The 24,051-nt window shown below is 37.5% G+C and carries 20 protein-coding genes and 1 pseudogene; 9 read left to right on the top strand and 12 right to left on the bottom strand.

Translation table 11 applies throughout. The features are described from left to right. Position 1: 1 nt before the first annotated feature. Together ABFY81_RS09585 and gyrA are read left to right on the top strand one after the other, a co-directional pair. On the top strand, positions 2 to 934 hold the full coding sequence (locus ABFY81_RS09585) for an FAD-binding protein (RefSeq protein ID WP_347913634.1): 933 nt from the start codon (positions 2 to 4) through the stop codon (positions 932 to 934). A gap of 364 nt (positions 935 to 1,298) precedes the next feature. Continuing rightward, positions 1,299 to 4,013, top strand: a complete 2,715-nt coding sequence (gene gyrA / locus ABFY81_RS09580; protein ID WP_347913633.1) for a DNA gyrase subunit A — start codon at positions 1,299 to 1,301, stop codon at positions 4,011 to 4,013. Positions 4,014 to 4,069: 56 nt separating this feature from the next. Here the strand turns inward: gyrA and ABFY81_RS09575 are convergent, their stop codons facing one another. The 8 genes from ABFY81_RS09575 to ABFY81_RS09540 all read right to left on the bottom strand — a co-directional run bounded on the left by ABFY81_RS09575 (position 4,070) and on the right by ABFY81_RS09540 (position 12,981). After that, positions 4,070 to 5,716, bottom strand: coding sequence for a glycosyltransferase family 39 protein (locus tag ABFY81_RS09575; protein ID WP_347913632.1), 1,647 nt, complete (start codon positions 5,714 to 5,716; stop codon positions 4,070 to 4,072). Between the two features lie 9 nt (positions 5,717 to 5,725). Next, positions 5,726 to 6,106, bottom strand: coding sequence for a GtrA family protein (locus ABFY81_RS09570; protein ID WP_019457304.1), 381 nt, complete (start codon positions 6,104 to 6,106; stop codon positions 5,726 to 5,728). Position 6,107: 1 nt separating this feature from the next. Then, positions 6,108 to 7,088: a glycosyltransferase family 2 protein gene (locus ABFY81_RS09565; RefSeq protein ID WP_174724749.1), complete on the bottom strand. Its 981-nt coding sequence runs from the start codon at positions 7,086 to 7,088 to the stop codon at positions 6,108 to 6,110. Beyond that, entirely contained in the window at positions 7,085 to 7,879 is a 795-nt protein-coding gene (locus ABFY81_RS09560) for a ChbG/HpnK family deacetylase (RefSeq protein ID WP_346788858.1), read from the bottom strand. The genes ABFY81_RS09565 and ABFY81_RS09560 overlap by 4 nt, the downstream gene beginning before the upstream one ends. Before the next feature lie 257 nt (positions 7,880 to 8,136). Further along, entirely contained in the window at positions 8,137 to 9,228 is a 1,092-nt protein-coding gene (locus tag ABFY81_RS09555) for an ABC transporter permease (RefSeq protein WP_347913631.1), read from the bottom strand. Then, entirely contained in the window at positions 9,225 to 10,355 is a 1,131-nt protein-coding gene (locus ABFY81_RS09550; protein WP_347913630.1) for an ABC transporter permease, read from the bottom strand. The genes ABFY81_RS09555 and ABFY81_RS09550 overlap by 4 nt, the downstream gene beginning before the upstream one ends. Before the next feature lie 3 nt (positions 10,356 to 10,358). Then, a complete protein-coding gene (locus ABFY81_RS09545) occupies positions 10,359 to 11,480 on the bottom strand; it encodes an efflux RND transporter periplasmic adaptor subunit (protein ID WP_347913629.1) in 1,122 nt (373 codons plus the stop codon). Positions 11,481 to 11,493: 13 nt separating this feature from the next. Then, the gene (locus tag ABFY81_RS09540) at positions 11,494 to 12,981 is read right to left on the bottom strand and encodes a TolC family protein (protein ID WP_347913628.1); all 1,488 of its coding nucleotides are present in this window, start codon (positions 12,979 to 12,981) and stop codon (positions 11,494 to 11,496) included. 376 nt (positions 12,982 to 13,357) lie between these two features. Between ABFY81_RS09540 and serC the strand changes: the two genes are divergently transcribed. Continuing rightward, the gene (gene serC, locus ABFY81_RS09535) at positions 13,358 to 14,437 is read left to right on the top strand and encodes a 3-phosphoserine/phosphohydroxythreonine transaminase (protein ID WP_347913626.1); all 1,080 of its coding nucleotides are present in this window, start codon (positions 13,358 to 13,360) and stop codon (positions 14,435 to 14,437) included. A gap of 58 nt (positions 14,438 to 14,495) precedes the next feature. Here the strand turns inward: serC and ABFY81_RS09530 are convergent, their stop codons facing one another. Next, positions 14,496 to 14,642: a hypothetical protein gene (locus tag ABFY81_RS09530; RefSeq protein ID WP_347913625.1), complete on the bottom strand. Its 147-nt coding sequence runs from the start codon at positions 14,640 to 14,642 to the stop codon at positions 14,496 to 14,498. A gap of 33 nt (positions 14,643 to 14,675) precedes the next feature. Next, positions 14,676 to 15,617, bottom strand: a complete 942-nt coding sequence (locus ABFY81_RS09525; protein WP_347913624.1) for a hypothetical protein — start codon at positions 15,615 to 15,617, stop codon at positions 14,676 to 14,678. Between the two features lie 256 nt (positions 15,618 to 15,873). Here ABFY81_RS09525 and ABFY81_RS09520 point away from each other — a divergent pair, with 256 nt between their 5' ends. After that, positions 15,874 to 16,359 carry a YaiI/YqxD family protein gene (locus ABFY81_RS09520; RefSeq protein WP_077163168.1) on the top strand — a complete coding sequence of 162 codons (486 nt, stop codon included), beginning with the start codon at positions 15,874 to 15,876 and terminating at the stop codon, positions 16,357 to 16,359. Between the two features lie 10 nt (positions 16,360 to 16,369). Continuing rightward, on the top strand, positions 16,370 to 17,278 hold the full coding sequence (locus tag ABFY81_RS09515) for an EamA family transporter (protein WP_019457293.1): 909 nt from the start codon (positions 16,370 to 16,372) through the stop codon (positions 17,276 to 17,278). A 29-nt stretch (positions 17,279 to 17,307) separates the two neighbouring features. Here ABFY81_RS09515 and ABFY81_RS09510 read toward each other — a convergent pair. Continuing rightward, a pseudogene (locus ABFY81_RS09510) lies at positions 17,308 to 17,409 on the bottom strand (PilZ domain-containing protein); the annotation flags it as partial. A 116-nt stretch (positions 17,410 to 17,525) separates the two neighbouring features. On the opposite strand from ABFY81_RS09510, the gene ABFY81_RS09505 reads away from it, so the two are divergent. From ABFY81_RS09505 to ABFY81_RS09495, 3 genes are all read left to right on the top strand, one after another. Continuing rightward, the gene (locus ABFY81_RS09505; protein WP_031944926.1) at positions 17,526 to 18,761 is read left to right on the top strand and encodes a lipoprotein-releasing ABC transporter permease subunit; all 1,236 of its coding nucleotides are present in this window, start codon (positions 17,526 to 17,528) and stop codon (positions 18,759 to 18,761) included. Continuing rightward, positions 18,754 to 19,440, top strand: a complete 687-nt coding sequence (gene lolD, locus ABFY81_RS09500; RefSeq protein ID WP_004699850.1) for a lipoprotein-releasing ABC transporter ATP-binding protein LolD — start codon at positions 18,754 to 18,756, stop codon at positions 19,438 to 19,440. The genes ABFY81_RS09505 and lolD overlap by 8 nt, the downstream gene beginning before the upstream one ends. Positions 19,441 to 19,523: 83 nt before the next feature. Further along, positions 19,524 to 21,938 (top strand): DNA internalization-related competence protein ComEC/Rec2, encoded by a 2,415-nt coding sequence (locus ABFY81_RS09495; RefSeq protein WP_347913622.1) that lies wholly within the window; start codon positions 19,524 to 19,526, stop codon positions 21,936 to 21,938. On the opposite strand, the gene ABFY81_RS09490 is transcribed toward ABFY81_RS09495, so the two are convergent. Then, positions 21,909 to 22,892, bottom strand: coding sequence for a lysophospholipid acyltransferase family protein (locus ABFY81_RS09490; protein ID WP_347913621.1), 984 nt, complete (start codon positions 22,890 to 22,892; stop codon positions 21,909 to 21,911). The two genes, ABFY81_RS09495 and ABFY81_RS09490, sit on opposite strands and share 30 nt — an antisense overlap. A gap of 132 nt (positions 22,893 to 23,024) precedes the next feature. Between ABFY81_RS09490 and sppA the strand changes: the two genes are divergently transcribed. Beyond that, positions 23,025 to 24,041 (top strand): signal peptide peptidase SppA, encoded by a 1,017-nt coding sequence (gene sppA, locus ABFY81_RS09485; RefSeq protein WP_019457289.1) that lies wholly within the window; start codon positions 23,025 to 23,027, stop codon positions 24,039 to 24,041. The last annotated feature ends 10 nt before the right edge of the window (positions 24,042 to 24,051 follow it).

Below are 24,051 nucleotides of genomic sequence, written 5' to 3'. Positions count from 1 at the left end.
CATGAGTATTTTAGTTATCGCTGATCACAACAACCAAACACTTAACGGTGCTACTTTAAACGTTGTTGCTGCAGCACAAAAAATCGGTGGTGATATTACTGTATTAGTTGCTGGTTCAGGCGCTCAAGCAGTTGCTGACGCTGCTGCTAAAGTTGCTGGCGTAAGCAAAGTATTGCTTGCTGATAATGCGGCTTATGCAAACCAATTAGCTGAAAACGTAGCTGGCTTAGTTGCTGACTTAGCTAAAGGTTACAAATACGTTTTAGCTGCTTCTACCACTACTGGTAAGAACATTCTTCCACGTGTTGCTGCACTTCTTGATGTAAGTATGATCACAGACATTATTTCTGTTGAATCTGCTAACACATTCAAGCGTCCAATCTACGCTGGTAACGCAATTGCAACTGTTCAATCTGAAGAAGCAATCATTGTTGGTACTGTTCGTGGTACAGCATTTGATCCAGTTGCTGCGGAAGGTGGTTCTGCTGCGGTTGAAACAGTTGGCGAAGTAAAAGACGCAGGCATTTCTAAGTTTGTATCTGAAGAAATCGTTAAACTTGATCGTCCAGAATTAACAGCTGCTCGTATTGTTGTATCTGGTGGTCGTGGTGTGGGTTCTGGTGAGAACTACCACAAAGTACTTGATCCATTAGCTGACAAGCTTGGTGCAGCACAAGGTGCTTCACGCGCAGCAGTTGATGCAGGCTTCGTACCTAACGATTTTCAAGTTGGTCAAACTGGTAAAATCGTTGCACCTGAGCTTTACATTGCTGTAGGTATTTCTGGTGCGATCCAGCATTTGGCTGGTATGAAAGATTCTAAAGTTATTGTTGCAATCAACAAAGACGAAGAAGCGCCAATCAACAGCGTTGCTGACTACTGGTTAGTTGGTGATTTAAACGCTGTAGTACCTGAATTGGTATCTAAGCTTTAATCTATACTGATTGAAGTTAAAAACCCTTAGTTTTACTAAGGGTTTTTTTATTGGAAATAGTAATATGAAATGCATAATTGAGACTTGTATCTCATTTGAGGTTTGATTTTTATAGAATAAAAATCACATAGTTTTATGAAGGTAAGACGATGTAGGTTATAGCGATATGATAAGAATAATATGCAATTAAATTATACAAATATCACTAGATTGGCAGTGTAGATTCCGCACATTACAAAGTGCTTTTATGCTATAGTATACAGCTATATTTTTTTCGATTTTAGTTCACTTTCCGGAACTAAATTTTTTGCAAGATCAAGACATATAAACGGATAGAAATATCTATCTGTAAGAAGGAGTATGCATGAGCGTATCGGAAATCCGACCGATTGCCATTGAGGACGAACTCAAGCATTCATATTTAGATTACGCAATGAGTGTAATCGTATCTCGTGCATTGCCGGATGTGAGAGACGGTCTTAAACCTGTTCACCGTCGTGTGCTTTATGCCATGCACGAATTGGGCAATGACTATAACAAAGCCTACAAGAAATCTGCTCGTGTCGTTGGGGACGTAATTGGTAAATATCACCCGCATGGTGACTCAGCTGTTTATGAAACCATTGTTCGTATGGCTCAAGACTTTAGCTTACGTTATTTATTGGTTGATGGTCAGGGTAACTTCGGTTCGATCGATGGTGATAGTGCCGCGGCGATGCGTTATACCGAAGTCCGTATGACTAAGCTGGCACATGAGCTTCTTGCAGATTTAGAAAAAGACACAGTTGATTGGGAAGATAACTACGACGGTTCAGAACGTATTCCTCAGGTACTTCCGACGCGCGTTCCAAACTTGTTAATTAACGGTGCTGCTGGTATTGCTGTAGGTATGGCAACCAACATGGCACCACACAACATGACAGAAGTTGTGAATGCATGTTTGGCTTATGCTGATAATCCGAATATTTCGATTGAAGGATTGATGGAATACATTACCGGTCCTGACTTCCCTACGGGCGGTATTATTTACGGTAAATCAGGTATTGTTGATGCCTACCGTACTGGTAAAGGTCGTTTACACATTCGCGGTAAATACCATTTCGAAGAAGATGAAAAGACAGGTCGTACAACCATCGTCTTTACTGAAATTCCATATCAAGTCAACAAAGCAAGAGTGATTGAACGTATTGCTGAGTTAGTTAAAGAGAAAAAACTTGAAGGTATTTCAGAGCTTCGTGATGAGTCTGATAAAGACGGTATGCGTATTGCAATTGACTTAAAACGCGGTGAAAACGCAGAAGTCGTTGTAAATAACTTATTCTTAAATACCCAGCTTGAAAACTCATTCAGCATCAACATGGTTTGTTTAGACAATGGACAGCCAAAATTGATGAATCTGAAAGATATTATTGCGGCATTTATTCGTCACCGCCAAGAAGTTGTGACACGCCGTACCATGTTCGAATTACGTAAAGCACGTGAACGTGGTCATATCTTGGAAGGTTTGACAGTTGCTTTAGCAAATATTGATGAAATTATTGAAACCATCAAAACTTCTGCTAACCCTGCTGAAGCGCGTGAGCGTTTACTTGCTGGTGAGTGGGCAGGTGGTGGTGTTATTTCATTACTTGAAAAAGCAGGTGCAATTTCTGTTCGTCCAGATGAGATTGAAGGTGAAGATCCAAATCGTCCATTTGGTCTAAGCGATTCAATTTACCGTCTATCTCCGACGCAAGTAGGCGCAATTTTAGAATTACGTTTACACCGTTTAACAGGTCTAGAACAAGACAAGTTACACGCAGAATATACTGAAATTTTAGGTCAAATTGCTGAACTGACGGCAATTCTAAACGACTTCAACTTGTTGATGGCTGTTATTCGTGAAGAGCTAGCACAAGTATTACAACAATATGGTGATGCACGTCGTACCGAAATTGTTGAATCTCGTGTTGATTTCTGTCGTGAAGATTTAATTCCAGAAGAACAAGTGGTATTAACTGTTTCTCAAACGGGCTATGCAAAAACTCAACCACTTTCAGATTATCAGGCACAGCGCCGTGGTGGACGTGGTAAGTCTGCAACCTCAATGAAAGATGATGACTTTATTCAACATCTGATTGTGGCATCGAACCACGCGACGGTACTTTGCTTTACCAACGTAGGTAAAGTGTATCGCCTGAAAGTATTTGAAGTTCCTCAAGCATCACGTGGGGCAAAAGGCCGTCCAATCGTGAACTTGTTACCTTTAGATGCAAATGAAACCGTCACTGCTATCTTGCCGTTAACAGAGTTCCCAGAAAACCACTATGTGTTTATGGCGACTGCTTCTGGTACGGTTAAGCGTGTTGAGTTAGAACAGTTTGCTAACATTCGTTCAAATGGTTTACGTGCTATTGAACTCAATGAAGAAGATACCTTAATTGGTGTTGCGATTACTGATGGTAATCAGCAAATCATGTTGTTCTCTAACGAAGGTAAAGCGATTCGTTTTGCTGAAACTGACGTACGTGCAATGGGTCGTACAGCGAAAGGTGTACGTGGTATGCGCGTGAGCTTCGCAAGCAGTACCTTAAGTGAAGAAGATGCAGACGTTGAAAACGATGAATCGGATGATAATGATGATTCAGCAGATTCAAATCTAGTAAGTCGTATCGTATCGCTTGTTGTTGTCCCAGAGACAGGTGAAGTGTTATGTGCGAGTGCTAACGGTTATGGTAAACGTACCCCTGTAAATGACTTCCCAACCAAGAAACGTGGTGGTAAGGGTGTTATTGCAATTAAAACAACTGAACGTAACGGTGAGCTAGTTGGTGCAGTTTCTATTGATGAAACTAAAGAGTTATTGTTGATTTCTGATGGTGGTACGCTTGTTCGTACACGTGCCGCAGAAGTTGCAATGACAGGCCGTAATGCTCAAGGTGTTCGTCTCATTCGTTTAAGCGAAGAAGAAACTTTAGTTGGCGTAGTTTCAATTGAAGCTGTAGAAGACGAAGAAGAACTTCTTGAAGGCGAAGTAGATACGACTGAAACCGATAACGAAGAAGTTGTATCTAATAATGAAGATACTTCTGAAGAGTAAAACGTTTTAAAATAAAAAAAGGAAGCTTAGGCTTCCTTTTTTTATTTCTGATTTATTTATTTTGCTGAATGGAAAATAAACACATTATAGTTTCTGTAATGCAAAGTTTTTACTGACGGGTCTTTAGTTGCAAAATTATTAGGTTGGCTTACCACGATCAAATCTTGCTTTTGAGATAAAGCATCTTTGAGCTGCTGTTCGCTCCATAAATACTTCTTACGTTCAGGCTCAAATAATAAACCATCCTTAATTTCTAAAGAGGCGCTATCAGAATGAACACTATTCCATTCATTTACAACATACACAGGCTGTTTAAGCTGTAAAAGGAAAGGCACATCATAGAAATAGTAATTATAGAAAACTATTTTTGTAGATGGGGTGATGTACTCAGCAAAATCTGTTTGGCCCACATTATTTTTAGTATCTAAAATACGAACAGCAAAAGGAACCGAACTACATAGAACAATCAAACTCATAAAAATATAGTTTAAATAGTTCACTTTTTGCTTTTTATATAACCATACTAAAACCAATGGAAGCACAATTAACAGTGTGCCAATCGTGTAAATGAATATGGCTTGATGTTGGAAAAAAGGCTGATTCGCACGCAGAAAATGTGGGGTAGCCACAATGCCTATTCCAAGAATCATAATAAATACAGGAGTACCCCATACCTGTAATTTGGTTTTATAACTGCTTTCAAGAACTTTGTTAATCACAAGTGCCAAGAAAATAGTAAGGGGCGGTACTGCAGGTAAAATATAGCCCGCTAGTTTAGAAGGCGGAATAGAGAAGAAAACCGTGACAGAAATAAACCACCATACAAGCAAGGCAAATACACCAGATTGCTTATGATCTTTAAAGACGGTCTTAATGGACTCAAATCTACTCGCAAAAACCCAAGGTAAAGAACCAACAAATAAAATAAGCAGATAGAAACACCATGGTTGCTTATTATTAAATTCTTTTGAACTAAATCGACTAAATTGTTGGTCAATAAAGAAATAATGTAAAAATTGAGGATATTTACTTTGTACTGCGTATAACCATGGACTAACGATAAGTAAGAATAGCAATATCCCTAATGGATTAAGAAGCGAAGGTATTTTCTTCCACTGTTTTGTGTAGAGTAACCAAGGTAATAAAATCATACCTGGAATGAGAACACCAATAAGTCCTTTACTGAGAAAGGCTGCTGCACCTGCAACATAACCTAAAAATAAGATAGGTTTACGTGCAGAAATAGTGAAATCAGCAAAGCATAAAACGCTTAATGTAATCCCGGATGCTACTAATAAGTCATGGTTAATGTATTGACTACTACCAAAAAAAAGTAGGTTAGTCGCTAAAATAATAACCGTGAGTTGCGCTACACGCTCTGAAATATGTTTTTTTACAAACCAGAATAGACCAACTAAGGTGAGTGTAGCTGCTAAAACAGGTACTAAGCGTAACACCCATACATGCACCCCAAAAATTTCCATAAAAATAGAACTTAACCAATGGAGCAATGGCGGTTTATGCATAAATGGTAAACTATCGATTCGTGGAGTTAACCAATCTCCAGATTCGACCATCGCTCGGCTAATATCTCCGTAGCGGCCTTCATCCGGTACTGACAAAGGTCTTATCCAAGAAAGAACAAGTAACCAGCATGGTAAAAAAAATAATAAAAATTTCGAATTACGAAGCCATTGCTGCATACACAATCCTTAATGTTGAAATGCAAAAAAACGGTTAAGCAAAAAAGTCACGACGGAGGTCAGAACAATTGCAATACACACTAAGGTTGAAACAGGAATGTCAAAATAAAGATTTGAAAGTAAAAGAAAACTTTCATTAAATAAAAAACCTAAGCCTGCAACTAATGTGAATTTTGGTAAAGTCTGACGATGAGCAAGATGCTGTGCTTTAAAAGTAAAAATGCGATGCCCGAAATAGCTCACCCAATAGGCAACTAAAAATGCAAGTAAATTGGCATATTGCAGCTCGACATGCTTCTTAAACAGAAGCATGGCTACACTATAGTGGGTGAGTGCTGCTGCGGCACCAGTAGTGGCAAACCGCGTGAGCTGAAAAATATGAGCAAACATGTTAGAAACTTGAGAATGTATTTTCAGGCTTTGTGATGGATTTTTCTTGTTTAATATGAGAATGTTCGGATGCAACAATATACTTTGGTCTATTTTTTACTTCCGCATAAATTCGACCTACATATTCACCAACAATACCCAGGAATAGCAATTGTATACCACCTAGTAATGTCATACCTGCTACAAGTGTTGCCCAACCTGGAACAGAAACACCCTCAATCAAGGTTTTAAGGATAATCCATGTTCCGTAACCCATAGCACCTAAAGCTAAGATTGCACCTAAATAAATACAAATGCGTAAAGGTAAATCTGAAAAACCAGTTAGACCTGACATAGCTAAGTTAAAGAGAGCTTTTACGTTAAAACTGGAACGACCATGTTGACGTTCTTGCTCAGAAAAATTAACGCCTATACTTTTGAATCCAACCCAAGCATATAGACCTTTCATATAGCGGTTTTTTTCTGGCAATTGTTTAATTGCTTCAACAACTTTTGCATCTAGTAGGCGGAAGTCGCCAGCGCTTTCAGGAATATCTATCGGAGAACTTAAGTTTAATACACGATAGTAACCTTGGGTTAAAACACGTTTGAGCCAAGACTCAGTAGTACGATTGCGAATGCCATATACCATGTCATAACCATTTTTCCAAAGGTTAATCATGGTTGGAATTGCTTCAAATGGATGTTGAAAATCAGCATCAATGAGTAGCGTCACTTCACCTGTTACGTGATCTAAGCCAGCACTTAGCGCTGCCTCTTTACCAAAGTTGCGTGAAAGTTCAAGCACAACCAATGGGTAATCATCAATCATTGTTTGTAGAATAGGAATGGTGTCGTCTTTACTCCCATCATCTACCACAATAATTTCATAGCTAAGATTTTGCTGTTTTAGACTATTTGCTAAAGCAGGAATAAAAGTTTTTAAATTTTCTGCTTCGTTATAGGCTGGAACAACGCAGGATAAAAATGGTTTTGTGTTCATTGCATTGCCCCTAGTCTAGTGAGCTGGATACCATATTGCTGACAATCAAGTTGGAACTGATCCGAACTGAAATATTCATATTCTTGTATTCGGGCATGTTGAATCGGATCTTGATCATTTGATTCTGCAAGCGCTGGATGGCACATAATCAATAAATGGTCTTTTGCATGTGCAAGCCAATATTGATTGAGTTCGCCATAGTCAGTTTGCTTAAAATCATAGATGCCAGCAAATTGGTCATTTTGATTAAAATGATATGTTTGACATGCTTTTGCTAAAGAATTAGAACCCAGTGCAGACAGCACACGAGTCTTAAAACGATAGTGAGGTAAATCTATCGGATGTTGTAAATTTCGAATCCAACCCGTAAATTTTTTCTCTTTTAACAATTGCAGCAAAATATCGCGTATGAATGGAAATTGATGAATATGCTGATGTCCATCAATAAAATCGGGGTGCTTTCCCATGACTGAAACGAATAAATCCCATTGTTCTTCAATACATTGGGTAATTGATTCACGATTCAGACTTGAAGACCATGCACGTAAAATCAGCATGGGTAAGGAAAAAACAGTATTACTTGAAGCGAAAGCATGGGTAAGATTTAAATGTAAACCGATATCAACTTGATCGCTAAAGGGTTTTAATTTGGCAGCAGCAGTTTCCCATAGTTCAGATTGGGTCATACATGAGGTTGCTTGAAGTGCACCTTGTTCAATTAAATGAATAATTGCATCAGATATTTCTGCATTCATTGCAAAGTCATCTGCGCAATAACACACTTTTGCCATATCCAGATTCCGTCATAGGGCAGGATTACAGAATACTCTGCGTAGCTGCTGAAAAACTATACTAATTACTATGGAGAAAATTTCTTAATTTCAACTTAAAGTTTTCTTAAGGTTTCGTGACAATTGATACAAATTAATACTTTGAATTTATTTATTTTTTTATAAATTTTTGGTCAATTATTTAAGAAATAAGCTTTAACTATAAGATTTTATAGTAAATAAAAATATAATTTATACACATTCATGTACCCTTAAATTTACTTGGAATTTTTTAAACGTGAATGGGCAATAATTAAAAAAATGATTCCAATTGTTGCAAGAAAAATCAATTTAGGTATCACAACATTTAAAGGAACACCCATTTGATTAAGCTGTACAAACATTTGTACACCGTGTGTAGAAGGTAAGCACCAAGCAAACCATTGTAACCATTCAGGCATAGCATGGTGAGGCCATGCTGTACCAGTTAATAAGAAAAGCGGAACTGAACTAAATACAATGATATGCCCGGCACGTTCAGGCATGTCTAAAAGTGAGCCAATCAACATGCCTAATCCAATCACACAACTAATAAAAATCGGAACCGCGACGAGTAAACCAATAAAATTACCACCATGTGGATAGTCGTTGAACCACAAGGTAAAACCAAAAAGGTAAAAACTGCTTAAACAACCAATAGTAAACAGGCTAGCAAAAATTCCAGCAAAGCGAATGGAGGTAATTTTTTCATGCTTTTCGCGGTAGCTTGCAATCAGCATGGCTAAACCTAATACAATCGTTTGATGAATAATGAGTGTTGCAACTGCTGGAAAAATATAGCTTCCATAACCTGAAAGAGGGTTAAATAAAGGAACCTGATGAATAGAAAGGGCTGGTTGGAAATGTGTACGCTCTCCAAATTTTTCAACATATTCTTTTAATGTGGCCTCAATAGATGTGGCAAGACCTAGGCCAATTTCTTTAGTTTTTAAAAAGTTGGTTGTACTTAAGTATAAGCCAATTCCACCAGTTTCTCCGCGGCGTAGGCTCTGTGTTAAGTTGTTGGGCAAAAGTAAAATACCATCTGCTTTTTGCTCGCGAACCATTTGTTCGGCTTCGAGAAAATTAGCAGTGACATCAACAATTTTAACGTGCGGACTATTGCTAGTTTGTCCAATAATTTGAGAGCTTAAAAGACTCTGTTCCTCATCAACAATGACAATTGGAATTGATTCGGCACGTTCAGCTTTATAGGCAGTTGGATAAAAAAAGCTATAAAGAATGACTGATAAAATCAGTGTAGTGAAAACCGAACTGTTACTGACAATATCTTTAAATGTTTGGGCATAAGCCTTTAAAAATTCTTTCATTGTGCTGTCCCCCGAACTAGTTTTTTAAGCAGCAAGGAACTCAAAATGAAATAAATAAGACAGTAGCCAATCAGTATTAAAAAGGGTGTCATTGAAATAAAAAGTGGACTTCCAATCACCCATTGTTCGGTTTGGAGCTTTGCATAAGGTGTATATGGAATAATTAAAGACCAAAATTTAGTGAAAATTGGTGCATTATTTAAAGGCAGAGTAACCCCTGCAAAACTTAAAGAAGACCCGCCATATACCGCAATAAAACCAAAAGTTTTACTTAAATTTTTGGTGGCAAGAATGACGGTGCTACTAATGAGTGCATAAGAAAAATAAAGCAAGAACTGGGCAACTAATAAGAAACTGAGAGAACCTGCGACAAACCAACCGCGAATCTCAACGAGCCAAAACATCCATAACCAAGTCCAGAGACAAAAAATAAAGCTATAAAGTAAATTTTTAGTCAGTAAGCCGCGAATAAAATTTTCACGGTTAACCCACTGGTTTAATGTGCCGCGTTTAAGCTCTTGTCCAATAGCAAAAGCCACGCAACAACAGAGTAATAGGTGCAAAACAGCAGGAACCATAAAAGGTTCTAAATAAAATTCATAGCTCATGCTTGGGTTATAGAGCGTTGAAATTTTAACGTGCGCTGTAGGAACATCTAAATAGGGGATATTATTTGCTAAATAACTCTGGCCTGCATAGTCTGCTAAAGCATTGAGTGTACTGACTAACATGGCAGAGGAAATCGTATTTCCTACGCTAAAAAAAGATTGGTTAAATGCAATGCTAATTTGAGCATCTTGAGCTTTTACAAAACGTTTTTCAGCGCCGTCAGGAATAAAAACATAGCCCCAAATTTTGGTTTCATTGAGTAGTTTTTCAGCTTCGGTCGAGCTTGCAGTAATTGTTTTAACATCTACCGTATGATTTAACGAAAGATACTTTTCAATATTGCGGCTCAGCTCACTTTGGTCCTGATCAATAATTGCGATAGGTAAATGTTCAGCCTTACCTGCATAAAACATGCTGCTAAACAAAAAAATGATAAAAGCAGGGATGAGTGTCACCATACACAAATCCCATTTATTGCTTCTTAGATAGTTTAGTTCACGTAATATACTGGCAAACATGTTTTATTTTTCTTCTTTAATTTTAAATAGAACACTCATGCCAACCTTTAAGTCTTTGACAGGACGCTCAGGCACTAGATGCAATTTAAAGCTACGAATATCATAACCACCAGTCTGACGAGTGGTTTTAATCGTGGCAAATTCACCTTCAGCATCAATATTTTTTACTTTAAACATTACGGTTTGATTTAGCGCAGGAATGAATCCTTCTAGCGTTTTGTTTTTATAAACAGAAGCGTACTGATTTTCACCGACATTTAAACTCACCCACAAATCATCATCTTCTAAAATGCTGACAACCGGCACACCTATTGCAACCAGTTCAGAAGGTTTGCCATAAGTTTTTGAAACTGTACCTGAAATAGGAGCGAGTAAGCGGGTTTCTGCTTCAAGTGCTTGGGCTTCACTGACAGCTGCTTTTGCAATATCCACTTGAGCATCTGCTGTAGATTTCTGCTGACTGGTACTTCCGCGCTTTGCTCGCGCATATTGTTGATAAGCTGCCTCACTTAACTCTTGAGCAGAGGTTTGGGCTGCAAACATCTCATCTCGTCTTTGACGGGAAATGACACCTTGTCTATATAAATTTTCCCCACGCTGATAAGTGGTCTTTGCAAGATTTGCTTGAGCTTTCATACTCTGCCAGTTGGCATACAGAGTATCAATATTTTCTTGTTGCGAACCTCGATCCACAGTCGATTGAAGTGCTAAAGCTGATTGTAAGGTTGCTAAGGCTTGTTGCTTTTTGGCTTCTATTTCTGGACTGACTAAACGAACTAGAGGTTGTCCTTTAGAAACTTTTTGGCCTTCTTGTACATAAATTTCTTCAATACGACTTGGAACTTTAGTGCTCACGTGAATCGTTTCAGCCTCAACTCTGCCTTGTAATTCAATATGCTTTGGTTGATAACTTTTCCACAAACCGAAAATGATCAAACCTAACAAAGCAATAATGACCACACCAATTATTAGTTTAATTTTTGAATTTTTAGGTGGTTGAGGATTACTTTTATTCGACTTTACTTCTTGAGTATTGTCAGTTTGAATATTTTGTTGATCTTGACCTGTATGCTCTGTATCCGTAACAGGTGAATCTTGCTGAGAAGAAGATGATTCTTGATTCATTTTATGCCCCCTATTAGCGGATATAGTCAGTATGTGGTTGAGTCACATAAGCTTTAAACTGGTCCATAGAACCATGGCTTTGCAATAATGTTGCAAGTGACATGACATATTTATATGCATTTAAAGCCATTTCTGTTTTTAGAGCACTTAATGCATTTTGCGCATCAATAACTTGTGTGGCTGTTCCCATACCTTCACGGAATGAAAGCTCCTGAATACGCAAGTTTTCTTGAGCTGCACTAATATTTCTTTGCAATAACGTATGACTTTGCTGTGCTGAATTGAGCTCGTTATATGACTTATTTAATAATCCTTCAATTTCCTGTTTCGTTCGCTCAGTTAATAGTTCTGAGGCATAACGTTTTAACTCGGCCGCATGAATATTCTTATTTTTATCTACACCTGAAAACAAGTTGTACTTTGCCATCACACCTACAATCCAGTTTTCCTTTTCATCTAGTGCATATTCGCCAAAAGCAAATAGACTTGGTTTCTTTGCTGCTTGTTGAGCTTGAATATTTGCATTAGCCAATTGAGTATCTAACTGCATTTTTTGCACAAGACTCGATTTTTGAGCGTAACTACTTAGCAGTGCTTCTAAAGATTGGCTACGAACTGTATTTACAAAAAGAGGAGTACTTAAATCAGCATTACTTTGCTGATGAAGAAGATTGTTTAAACTGAATTGACTGGCATTTAGGTTTGCTTGTGCGTTTTGTAAAGCTCGCTCTGCATTGTTACGAGCAACTTCAAATTGCATGCGTTGGCCTTTACTAATAAAACCTTGCTGTTCGAGCTTTAACGCATTGCTATAATGTTTCTGCATTGCATTAAAGTTAAATAAGCTACTCGCGACAAGTTGCTGTTGTAATTGCACATTAAAATAACTTTGTACGACTTCAAAGCGCTGGATATCTTGTTGTTGTTGGCTTGAAAGCTCTGAGCGCTGAGCTTGAATGTTGGCTATCTTTTTTGCACTGCTGGTTAAGCCTCCTGTATAAAGAGGCATCACAACTGAAATAGACGGGCGTACGACCTGATCTTCTAAAGTCAAATTTGCGTAGTTGGGAAAGCGATTTATGCCATCATGGATGATTTGGTTTGAACCTTCCTGAATTTGTCCCAAAACATCGGATGGAATGACATTGTTCCACTGGGATAATTTGTCATTTAGCCCTTGGCTTAAATCATTCTCAAGCTTTTGTTTGAAACCACCAAGTGGTACGTCTGTTTCACTGTGAAATGCGTATGCTCTTACGTTTAAATCAACTCTAGGTAACCCTAGGCCTTTGACTGCTTCAGCTTCTAATTGAGAAGCTTGTTGCAATGCTTGGTTGGCTTGGGTGCTATATGAGCTTTTTAAAGCTTGTTGTTCAGCTTCGGCATAACTTAAGCTTTGTGCATAAATAGGCGTTGCAATAAATATTCCCAATACCAAAGCAATATAATTGGGTTTAAAGAGAAAAGGGCGTATTGACTGTCGATACTGATGTGTTGGCATTTTATATAACAATTTTTGATCATCCCTTATAGTTTAAATTTCTTGTTATTAAATTCAATTATCATATTGTTTATTATACAATTGTATAAAAGCACAAAATGATTTTGAGTTTACTTTTCTTGATGGAAAATCATACAGCAAACTTTATATATTCATCACAGTATGGGAAACTCCATTCACAAGTCAAGTTGAACTTTATTTAATAAAACTTATAAAAAAATAAGTGAAAGCAAAGAAATAAATAAAATAGTTATTGAAAAAATAAACCTAAATACGTCCTAGCATTGAAATATTTACTAGAGAAGCTGCTGCAAGCTTAAGCAATCTGTGGTTAAATGCCTTTTTTTATTGTGTTTCACTTTACAAGGGAAAAATCATGCGCGCGTACAATTTCTGTGCTGGTCCTGCTGCATTACCTACTGCCGTTTTAGAAAAAGCTCAACAAGAATTGTTGGATTGGCAAGGTAAAGGTCTATCCATCATGGAAATGAGTCACCGTAGTGCTGACTATGTTGCGGTAGCTGAAAAAGCTGAAGCTGACTTGCGTAAGCTTATGAATATTCCTGAAAACTATAAAGTGCTATTTTTACAAGGTGGCGCGTCATTACAATTTTCAGCAATTCCTTTAAATCTGCTTGGTAAAAATAACAAAGCAGATTATATCCATACAGGAATTTGGTCTGAAAAAGCGTTAAAAGAAGCAAAACGCTATGGCGATATTAATGCTGTAGAAGCAGGCATTAAAGTAGATGGTAAGTTCGCAATTTCTGATCAAAGCGAATGGAACTTATCTGATGATGCTGCTTATGTTCACTATGCAGATAATGAAACAATTGGTGGTTTACAGTTTGCAGGTATTCCTGATGTTAAAGCACCACTTGTTTGTGACTATTCATCAAGTATTTTATCTGCTCCATTAGATGTGACCAAGTTTGGTTTAATCTATGCTGGTGCGCAAAAAAATATTGGTCCTGCTGGTTTAACAATCGTTATTGTTCGTGATGATTTACTTGACCAAGCTAAACCAGAAATTCCAAGTATTTTAAAATATGGTGATCAAGCGAAAAATGGTTCTATGGTAAATACACCATCGACTTATGCTTGGTACTTGTCTGGTTTAGTATTCGAATGGTTACTAGAGCAGGGTGGGGTAGACGCTATTCATAAAGTTAACCTTGAAAAAGCTCAGTTACTTTATGGTTATATCGATTCAAGCGATTTTTATAATAACCCGATTGCTATTCCAAACCGTTCAATTATGAATGTACCATTCACTTTGGCAGATGAAGCTTTAGAAAAGCAATTCTTGAAAGAAGCTGAAGAAAATCATTTATTGAACTTGGCAGGTCACCGCTCAGTTGGTGGTATGCGTGCAAGTATTTATAACGCAGTACCATTAGAAGGCGTTCAAGCACTTATCCGTTTTATGGATGATTTTGCTAAATGTAATGGTTAAGTAAATCAAATAAATAAAGCCCTCGAAAGAGGGCTTTATTTATTGTGCAATTTATTTATTAAAAAGGGACAAAACCAGATTGATGGATCATCATTGCGGCTAAGAACATACCTAAAACAAAAAAGCAAAACGCACCAGTATCGACCCTTATACGTGGGTTACTAGTTTGAATGAGGCTGGTGGTTTGTTCAGGTATAATCTTCATTCAATAGCCTAATTTTTAAAATATTAGTGAAATTCAATTAGTTTCACTATTTTTAGCATAAATATTCGCCTGAATCCAGATATTACCGCGAATATATTCACCAATATTAAAGTTTTTGTACAAATTATTTTGGGTCGCAATGCGCACTAATATGGCAGGAAGATCATCTTCCAAAACTAAAGTGACATCATAAAGAGTATATTCTGCACCCATAAATGTCATTGAAGTTTTACCGACAATATTACCTTGGAACCAAGCTTCATCTTCTTGTCCAAGATTTTCCCCATATAAATATGCAACCATTTTTGAAAAATCAACCGTTACAGGCTCTTGATCTTCCTCAGTTTTTGGTTGCCATTCATTAATGAGTTCTTGTAGGTTTTCAGGTGCAATTCCATTATGTTCAGTTAAAATTGCATTTAGTGCACGGTGATGCTTAATTGATGCTGGATCATCTACAACAATGGTTTCACCAGCAGGGACTGGTTCTAACTCATAAGCCCATGCATTAAATTGAACTTGATAAGTTTGGGTTTTGTCATATTGACAACGATTAACACTAAATAAATTATCAAATGCATAAACAGTCGTATTTTTATTTAATCTTAAACTTAATACTGCCTGAGTTGCTGAGTCACAAGTAATGATGCGCTCAATTTGCGCATTATATTGATAAGGACTTTCAAAACTAGGAAATGCTGTTTTTAAAGCACGAGGTTTTTGATTTTCAACTGCAATAATTTGGTTAATGGTGACATTCTGTCCTTGAGGACCTTGAATTAACCAGAAAGATTGATCCATCTCATCTTCATGCTGACATAAGCCCATTGGCATTACAGGTGCATCAAGCGCCAGTCCAAGCCATTTTGGTACATCTGTCTCTGGATAGGAGGTTAATAGATTCCAATGCTCGCCATGACTACCAAAATTTTGGTCGTTTACCGTAATAACTTCTGGACTGTTTTGATTTTTCATAAGTACGATTGATGTTGGGTTTATCTCACTTGTTATATTAAATCGAGGGTGATTGCTATTTTTCAAGTCAACATGTGTAAATTCTCTTGTAAAAGCACATATTTACTTATCAATAATCCTTCCAATCGATAAATCACTTGCTTTTAAGAGTGAATATGCTCGATTGTTAAGGTATTGTTAAAATTAAATTTAGAAAATAAGTTTTATATTTAGCGCTATTCTCGAGTGAAATGCATCTGTTAGACTTATATTTTTAGTGGAAATAGAGAATAACGTGCTGCCATTTAAGCTGTGGGTAGACGCAGATGCATTACCTAAAATTTTGCGTGAAGTCATTTTACGAGCTTCAGATCGTTATCAGTTAGAAGTGATTTTTGTAGCCAATCAAAATGTCGGAATTACCCCATCGGTACGTATTAAATCAATACAGGTTTTAAGTGGAGCCGATCAGGCCGATCAGGAAATTGTAGACCGTATGTCTGAAAATGACATTGTCATTACACAGGATATTCCGCTTGCTGCTCAAGTCATTGAAAAGGGTGGCATTGCAATTCATCCACGTGGAGAAATTTATACCACTGCGAACGTAAAAGCACGTTTGCACTTACGTGATTTTATGGACACGCTGCGGGGCGCCGGTGTACAGACAGGTGGCCCACCTCCAATTTCAGAACGTGATAAGCGTGAGTTCTCGAGTTCACTCGACCAAACGATTTTAAAGCAAAAACGTAAAACTGCTTAGTGAGCCTCTTATGCCATCCCAAACCAACTTGGCTTCAACGTATGTGTTGCTTGTATTTATTTGGGCAACGACGCCTTTAGCCATTGTATGGAGCGTGTCTGACTTACATGTTATGTGGGCTTTGCTGTTACGTTTTTATATAGCATTACCTCTTTCGGTTATCGTGTTATTAGTCTTAAAAACAGCTTTTCCGATTCATAAACAAGCTCTCCATAGTTATTTTGCAGGTTCTTTTAGTTTAATTGGCTCTCAAATTTTTACCTATGCTGCAACTCAATATTTAAGTTCAGGCATGATTGCTCTCATGTTCGGTCTGGCACCTATTATGGCTGGTTTAATTGGTCGTTTCGGGTTTGGTCAGCATCTTTATAAACTACAGTGGCTTGGTATGGCGATTGCTGTTTGTGGCCTAGCAATCATTTGCTTAAATGGATCTGGTCAGCACGTGCATCCATTTGGCATTGTTTTAATGTTGATTAGTGTTTTCGTTTATTCATTTTCTATTTTTTGGGTAAAAAAAGTGAATGCCAAAATTCAACCTATGGCTCAGGCAACAGGCTCAATTTTGGTATCTTCACTTTTGGCGAGCTGCCTAATTCCATTTATTTGGCAATATGCACCGACCCATTTACCGCAAGCTAAATCTCTATTTGCTTTAATTTATACAGTGCTTATGGCCTCGCTTGTGGCTATGTTCTGTTATTTCAAACTTGTACAAAATATAAAGGCAACCACTTTATCGCTTACCACCGTTATTACACCTATGCTAGCTATGGTAATTGGTGCTGTTTTAAATCATGAGCACCTTTCGATGATGGTTTTTGTGGGAGCATTTATTATCTTGTTTGGTCTATTCCTTTATTTCTATAAAGACATTCAGGCAAACCGTAATTTTGCTCAACATATTAAATCTAAATAGCAGAAGATGAGGGTAATTTGTTGAGCTTATTCATTAAATTGTTCTAATTCGTAGCTAAATGCATGATCAAATTGATCTCATATCTTAAGTAGTAGAAAATAGCGCAGCAATATAATATTAGGATTGTTAAGGATAGATCAGAACTTACTGATTTTTAAACCTTAATACTGCATCTAACGATATGGCCAAATAGGAAGTGTAACTTGCACTTCTCTATTTTCCATCAATGACCTTGGATTTAGAAGGTATGTTTAAACCAATCTCACTGTATATAGGGTTGAGATATACTCGCGCACGACGCAGTAATCATTTTATTTCTTTTATTGCATTGGTTTCCATGATCGGTTTGACACTTGGTGTTGCTGTACTGATCACGGTACTTTCTGTAATGAATGGTTTCGACCGCGAATTGAAAAATCGTGTTTTGGGAATGGTTCCGCAAGCGACAGTTTCATCGACGCAAATTCTTACGGATTGGCCTGAACTGGTTAAACGAGTTGAAAAACATCCCCATGTCACTGGAGTTGCACCTTTTACCCAATTGCAAGGTATGTTAACTGCTCAAGGGCAAGTGGCTGGTATTATGGTGACGGGTATTGACCCAAAATATGAGAAGAATGTATCTATTATTCAAGATCATATTGTTGCTGGTAGCCTTGACTCACTGAAAAAAGGTGAGTTCGGTATTGTGCTTGGTAAAGACATGGCTGATTCACTTGGTTTACGTCTAAATGACAGCGTGACACTGGTTTTACCTGAAGCAACTCCATCTCCAGCAGGTGTTGTGCCTCGTTTTAAGCGCTTTAAAGTGGTTGGTATTTTCAGCGTAGGTGCTGAAGTGGACTCAATGGTCGGGTACATTGCTTTATATGATGCATCGACTTTATTGCGTTTACCTGATGGTGCTCAAGGCGTCCGTTTAAAAATGGACGATATCTTTGCTGCTCCTCAAGTTGCCGATGATATTGTGAAAAATTTACCAAGCAATTTCTATGCAACGAACTGGACCTATACACACGGTAATTTGTTTAACGCCATTCAAATGGAAAAAACATTAGTTGGTTTATTACTTGTACTGATTATTGTAGTTGCGGCATTTAATATTGTCTCTTCTTTGGTCATGGTGGTTACCGACAAAAAATCGGACATTGCAATTTTACGTACTTTAGGTGCGTCACCATCTATGATTACTAAAATCTTTATGGTGCAAGGTACAGTGATTGGGGTGATTGGTACAGTTGCTGGTACGGTTTTAGGTGTAATTTTGGCACTTACAATTAGCGATATTATTTCTTGGTTTAATAATGTGCTCGGACTTAATTTGTTCGATGCCTATTTTGTACATTACTTACCTTCTTACTTAAGATGGCAAGATGTGACAATTATCGTAATTGTTTCTTTACTCTTAAGTTTCTTGGCAACTATTTATCCGGCACTTCGTGCAGCCAAAGTTCAACCTGCCGAGGCATTGCGTTATGAGTAAAATCGTTTTAGAAGCAAAAGAGATTTATAAGCATTTTGATGACGGTAAATCTAAGGTTGAAGTCATTAAAGGTCTTTCTTTACAGGTTGAAGCAGGGCAGTTTGTATCTATTGTCGGTGCAAGTGGTTCGGGTAAAAGTACTTTGTTGCATGCACTTGGTGGCTTAGAGCAACCAACTCAAGGGCAAGTATTTCTAAATGGACAGCGCTTTGATAACTTGGGTGAAGCAGAGCGTGGTTTCCAACGCAATAAATACCTTGGTTTTGTGTATCAATTTCACCACTTATTACCTGAGTTTTCTGCACTTGAAAATGTAGCAATGCCTTTAATGCTTCGAGCAGACAGTCAATTTAAGTCTGTAAAGGCACAAGCTGAGTATTTGCTAGATCGAGTTGGGCTATCTCATCGTATGGACCATAAACCAGGTGAACTTTCTGGTGGTGAGCGTCAACGTGTGGCTCTTGCTCGAGCATTGGTGACTAAGCCTGCGGTCGTTCTAGCTGATGAACCAACGGGTAATTTGGACCGTAAAACAGCTGTGGGTATTTTTGAGTTACTTACTGATCTTAAGAAAGAACTAAACATGGCAATGCTCATTGTGACCCATGATGAGCAATTGGCTCAGGCGGCAGATTCTATCTTACATATGGAAGATGGTTTGTGGGTAAGCGGTTCTTAAAAAATTGTCATTAAATCACATTGTTAAAGCCCACTCAGTTGGGCTTTAATTTTGCCCCTAAAATGATAATGACAAGATTTTGAATGTTTAAAATTATTCTATTGGGGTGGATTGGCGGTATTGCATTAATGGGTATTAATTTACCTTTAATCATGCAATATGGAGAAGTAGCTAAGGTTTTACTTTTACTTGCCTTTATTTTTTATCTTTTTAGACGCTCAGTATTTGTTGGTCGACCACTTTTAAAGGCAATATATTGTCTGTTATGTACAGTCAGTCTATTTATTGTCGGGTATCAATATGCCGAGACAGCACTGATTGAACGGTTACAACAAAGAGAAACGGATTCAAAGAATGTCGATATTATTGTTTATATAAAGAAACTTAGTGAAGAAAAAGACAATAAAGTTCAACAAACTGCACAAGTATTAAACTTATCAAAAGAACCAGTAAATTGGCTGTTGTATTTAAAAAATGATAATCAGGATGGGTTGAAGAGCAATCAAGAACTTGAATTAGGCCATTACTATCGACTATCTGGAAAAACAAAGCCTGCTCATAGTTATGCCACAACAGGAGCTTTTGATCAGGAAAAGTGGTTTATTCAGCGAAATATCATGTCTGGTTTTATTGTTCAGCATATTGAGCCTTTAAGCCTGGATGAGATCTATCGATTGGGATATCAACAGCATTTAAGAGGACAGCAGTCCTTTTTTAATAGATTACATTTACATATAGAAAAGCTTCGTTTGAATTTTAGGCATTTATTGAAAAATTCTACGCTACAACAAAAGGGCCTACTTTTAGCTTTGCTGACGGGTGATGAAAGTCTTTTATCAGACGAAATTCAACTACAGTTTAAACAATTAGGAATTGCTCACTTATTGGCGATTTCAGGGCCACATGTACTTATTTTTGCCATCATGTTGTCTTGGGTGTGTCATCAACTCATTTGTCGTTATTACCTTCAAATTTATTTATGGAAACCCAAACAAGTTTTATTGGTTGTACCATTTAGTTTCGGGGTTTTAATTTATACAGCTTTTGTTGGGTTTGAAATTCCTGCACTACGGACATTGTTGTCAGTCTTTATATTTATTTATTTCCTAGTATTAAAACAACCCATTAAACCATTTGCATTACTTGTATATAGCGCCAGTCTACTGTTGCTAATGGATCCGTTTAGTGTTCTTTCTGCAGGTTTTTGGCTGTCTTATGGGGCATGCTTTATTTTATTAAGAATTTATCAAACTATAGTGCAGTTACCTGAGCAACATTTTTTAAGCTTAAGCTCAAGACTGATTTTTATGAGTAAGGTGTTAATTGAGTCTCAAGGCAAAATATTTATTGCATTGAGTCCTTTAACCTTACTTTTCTTTCAACAAATTTCTTGGGTTGCTCCATTAACCAATATTATTGCTGTGCCTATTGTTGGTGGTGTTATTGTCCCTTTAAATATCATGGCTGCTTGTGCATGGTTTATCGTCAAACCATTCGGGAATATGCTATTTCAGTTTAATGATATTTTACTGACTATCTTACTAAGTTGCCTAAGCTTATTAGAAAAACTCTCTTTACCACTACAAGGTATAAGCTTGACGCCACTGGCTCTATTTGCAGTGAGTTTAGGTATTCTTACTTTATTTTTACCTAAAGGTGTTTTGCCAAAAACATGGGGATTACTCTGTTGTTTACCCCTAATTGTAGTGAATAAAACGAACCAGCAAATTCAGCTTAATATCTTAGATGTTGGACAGGGGCAGGCTATTTTCTTGAAACATTCTGAACAAAACTGGCTAATTGATACAGGTGGTTCTTACGATGAAAAGAAATTCAGTATCGGTCAAAATGTTGTAGTCCCTTTTTTACGCCAACAAGGAGTAAAACAATTAGATCGTGTTGTATTGTCTCATCTTGACCAAGATCATAGTGGCGCTTTTCCTGCCATTCAGCAGGAGATTCCTGTAAAGCAGGTTCTCTCAAATGAACAATCTTCAAATGCCCTCAAACAGTCATTTCAATATTGTCATCAAGGTCAACACTGGCAATATCCAGAGGTGGATATCCAAGTTTTATGGCCTAAAGAAAAAGATTTAGTTTTTGTACCTTCTCAACAGAATCAATATTCTTGCGTTGTATATATCCACTTTAAAGGAGTCAGTGGTTACCAAAATTTTCTGATTATGGGAGATGCAGGATGGGAAGCAGAATACGAGTTGTTAAAAGACTATCCAAGCTTAAAAGTAGATGTTTTGGTATTAGGGCATCATGGAAGCAAGCACAGCTCTGCTTATGATTTCTTAGCAACTTTAAAACCAAAACTGGCAATTGCATCAGCAGGGTTTGATAACCGTTATGGCCATCCTAGCCAAGAGGTTATCAATCGTTTAAAAGCCCTTCATATCCCACTTAAAAGTACAGTAGAGCAAGGAGCGTTAAGTTTTATTCTGGAAAATCACAAAATGGTTTTACACGACCGACGTTTTGAGCGGCTCTGATTGCGTAGAGCTCTCTAAAGCTTCAGCTTTGAGTCTATTCACAGTTTTTATCGCTTCTAAAGGGTCAATATTATAAACATTATCTAAAGCTGGGTTTGCTTTAAAGCGTTTATAGCTCCAGTGATAGTGTTCTGGATATTTATGAATGAGCTGCTCAATTGCTTGGTGGATGACATAAGTACCATCGTCCGCAGAGCCTTCATAGATTTTCTCATCCATAGGTTCAATATGCATGGTAAAGCCGTCATTTTCATTACGGATTGCATAGAGAAATAAAGCTTTCGCTTTTGTTTTTTGGATGAGTTTTGCACTTAAATTACTTGAAGCAAGCGGAACACCAAAATACTTCACCATATCTCCCCCAATGTTTGGAGTGTGATCTGGCAAAATGACGGTAGTTTCCCCCTTTTTGAGTGCTTTAAAAATTTGTCTTACACCACTTTCATCGGTCGGAACTAAATTTGCTTGTTCACGACTGCGAGCTTCTCGTACAAAACGATCAGCATCATCATTTTTGACTGGTTTATATAAAATGGTCATTGATGTGAACTGAGCGCACCATGCATTCATGACTTCCCATGTACCAAAATGTGGGACGACTAATACAACACCTTTTTTTTCAGCTAGTGCATCATGAAAATATTGTTCGCCTTCTATACGATGAATACGAGCAATATTTTCTTGATTAGATGAACCCCAAATACTTAAAAACTCAAAATATGAGGTCAGCTCATTTCGTACAGCTTTTTCTGTAATCGCTATACGCTGTTGCGGTGTTAAATGGGGCAGAGCAATTCTTAAATTAAGTTCTATACTTTTTGATGTTCTGGTAATTTTTAGAGTATTTACTAGGCCAGCCAATATACGAGCAATAGAACGCCCAAATTGAATAGGTAGTCGGCTAAATGTTTTGAGTAATTGATAGTTCATGCTTTTTGAATCTGGTCTAGTCATCTATAGCAGTAGGGAGGAAACAACAAGTAAAAAAAGACAAAAATATTATAAATGAAATCATATTATTTAGACAGTTTTTATCAAATCAATGTATATAATGACATCATTTCGATTGATTTGGATTGGAATTTTATGTCCGATTGGCCACCAAAACCACAAAATGAACCTATAACCCCTAAACAGAATGGACCAGAATGGCAAATCCTTGAGAAAGCTGTACTCGCTTCTGTGGAAGAACAACGCCGTAGTCGTCGCTGGGGTATATTCTTTAAAACACTTACTTTTATTTATCTATTGTTCATTGTTGTATTAATGGGTAAAGGTTGCTCAACCAGCAAAGAAAGCTCTGCAGCAAGCAGTAGTAGTGCTCATCTGGCTGTGGTTGATATTGTTGGAACCATTGATGCTTCAAGCAATCAGGCGGTAAATAGTGAAGATACAAATAAAGCGCTTAAACGTGCTTTTGAAGCTTCAAATAGCAAAGCAATTGCACTTAATATTAATTCTCCTGGCGGTTCTCCTGTTCAGTCAGACGAAATTTGGCAAGAAATTCGCTATTTGAAAAAAGAACATCCTGATAAGAAAGTCTATGCAGTAATTGGTGATATGGGTGCTTCTGGTGCTTATTATATTGCTTCTGCTGCTGATGAAATTATTGTGAATCCATCAAGTTTGGTCGGTTCAATTGGTGTCATTATGCCAAATTATGGCATTACTGGTTTAGCTCAAAAACTTGGAATTGAAGACCGTACTTTAACCGCGGGTACCAATAAAGACATTTTAAGTATGACAAAACCTATCAATCCTGTACAAAGAGAGCACATTCAATCTGTACTCGATAACGTCCACACTCATTTTATTAATGCAGTGAAAGAAGGACGTGGGAAACGCTTAAAATCTAATGATCCTGCTATTTTCTCTGGTCTTTTCTGGACTGGTGAACAAGCAATCCAGTTAGGTGTTGCTGACCGTTCAGGTAACATTACGAGCTTGATGCGTGAACTGAAGCTTGATAATAAAGTTGACTACACGATTGAACGTAACCCATTACAATCTATTCTTGGTCGAATGGGTGCAGAAATGGGTAAAGGCTTAAGTGAGTCGGTTGCTCAACGTTTAGAGACGAGTCAAAACGCCAAGCTACAATAATTTAAATCAG

The sequence above is a fragment of the Acinetobacter sp. WA-87 genome, assembly GCF_039938935.1.
GTDB classification, from domain to species: Bacteria; Pseudomonadota; Gammaproteobacteria; order Pseudomonadales; family Moraxellaceae; genus Acinetobacter; species Acinetobacter seifertii.
The sequence above is the reverse complement of the archived record's forward strand: the minus strand, read 5'-3'. Positions and strand labels throughout refer to the sequence as shown.